General features: G+C 79.1%; 2 protein-coding genes. Both read right to left on the bottom strand.

Going from position 1 to position 1,734, the window contains the following annotated elements; all coding sequences use genetic code 11:
- The coding region (locus DY240_RS22800; RefSeq protein ID WP_325049304.1) for a thiolase family protein at positions 1-379 on the bottom strand (379 nt) is incomplete at its 3' end.
- Complete coding sequence (locus DY240_RS22795) at positions 376-1,629, bottom strand: AMP-binding protein (RefSeq protein ID WP_119662084.1); 1,254 nt, start codon at positions 1,627-1,629, stop codon at positions 376-378. The genes DY240_RS22800 and DY240_RS22795, both read right to left, overlap by 4 nt.
- Positions 1,630-1,734: the final 105 nt, after the last annotated feature.

Here is a 1,734-nt window from a genome sequence, read left to right as displayed (position 1 = left end):
GGTGGGAGCGCCGCGGCGCCGTCGACGCGCTCTCGACGCCGCCGGCCAGCACCAGCCGCGCCGCACCGGCCCGGATCGCCTGCCCCGCCTGCAGGATCGCGGCGAGCCCGCTCCCGCACTGCCGGTCGACGGTGACGCCCGGCACCGCGACGTCGAACCCGGCGGCCAGCGCCGCGACCCGCGCGACGTTGCCGCCCGGCCCGAGGCAGTTGCCGAGCACGACGTCGTCGACGGCGCGCATCGCGGTGAGCGGCCACACGTCGTCGACGACCGCGGTCAGCACCGGCGCGGCCAGGTGCTCGACGGTCACCTCGCGCAGCGTCTTCCCGGCCGTGCCGACGGGCGTCCGGCGGGCCGCGACGACGACCGGCGCGCTCACGTCAGTGGCCGGGTGGTCAGGGCCGCGGCCGGCGCGCGGACCGGCTTGCCGGTGGACGTCCGGGGCAGCTCGTCGACGGCGAGCCAGCGCCGCGGCCGCTGGCTCGGCGTCAGTCCCGCGCGGGCGGCGGCCTCCAGCTCGGCCCGCCGCACCCCGTCACCGTGGACGACGGCGGCGACGACCTGGCCCAGCTCCGGGTGCGGCAGGCCGACGACCACGACGCTGGCCACGCCTGGGACCGCGGCCAGCACCGCCTCGACGTCCTCCGGGACGACGGTCGCGCCACCGGTGAGGATCGCGCCGTCGCCGCGGCCGCGCAGCACGAGGGGCTCGCCGGGATGGGCGAGGTCGCCGACCGTCGCCCAGCCGTCGTCGTCGCGGCGCAGTGGACCGCCGTCACCCAGGTAACCGTGCGCCAGCCAGGGCGAACGCACCCACACCTCGCCGGCTCGTCGCTCGATCTCGACATCGTCGAACGGCCGCAGCCCGGACCCGTCCGGGTCGACGGCGACGAAGGACAGCTCGGTGGCGCCGTAGTACGCGACGACCCCGATCCCCGCGTCGGCCGCCCGCTCGCGCAGCGCCGTCCCCAGTGCGGCGCCGCCGACCACCGCCGTCCGGAGCCGCCGCGGCCGCGCGTCGAGCACCGCGCCCAGCCGGTGCGGCACCAGATGCGCGACGTCGGCCGCCGGCAGCGCGGCCCGCAGCCCCGGCAGCGACCAGTCGCCGGTCAGCAGCACCGTCGCGCCGGCCGCCAGCGCGTGCGCCGCCGCGAACGCCGTCAGCGACCACGACAGCGACCCCGGGACCAGCACGGTGTCGTCGGCGGTGATCCCGGTCAGCCGGTCCGTCGCCGCGAACGACCCCGTCCACGACGACCGCGACCGCACGACGACCCGCGGCCGGCCGGTGCTGCCCGACGTGAACCCGGCCCAGGCCAGGTCGTACTCCACCGCGCCGTCGACCGTCGCCGGCAGCGGGCCGAGCAGCGCCCTCCGGTGCTCGGGCCGCCACGACGGGTCGGTGGCCAGCGGGACCGCGCCGGCGGCGTCCGCGCCCAGCAACGCGGTGAGCTGGGAGACCGGGTCGTCGTCCGGCAGCGGGACCAGCGCGCCCGGTTTGACGTCCGGCCGGGCCCGCTCGGCGTCGCGGGCCAGCTGGGCATAGGTGCGCGTCGTGTCGCCGCACCGGACGGCGATCCGGTGCGGTTGTGCGGCTGCGTGTGCCAAGACCTCGCGGAAGACCGGCATCGACGCAGCGTCTCAGGCCCGGCCGGCGCCGCTGTCGTCGCCCCCGGCGCGGCGCGCGGCCCGGCCCTCGACCCGCTCACGGCGGGCCGCCGGCGCGGCGTCGGG

Source organism: Jiangella rhizosphaerae (assembly GCF_003579925.1).
Lineage (GTDB): Bacteria > Actinomycetota > Actinomycetes > Jiangellales > Jiangellaceae > Jiangella > Jiangella rhizosphaerae.
Note: the sequence above shows the minus strand (reverse complement) of the source record. Positions and strands in the feature narration are given on the sequence as shown.

Coding starts and splice junctions, on each gene's coding strand:
- DY240_RS22795 (WP_119662084.1), bottom strand. CDS start 1,629: ATGCCGGTCTTCCGCGAGGTCTTGGCACACGCAGCCGCACAACCGCAC.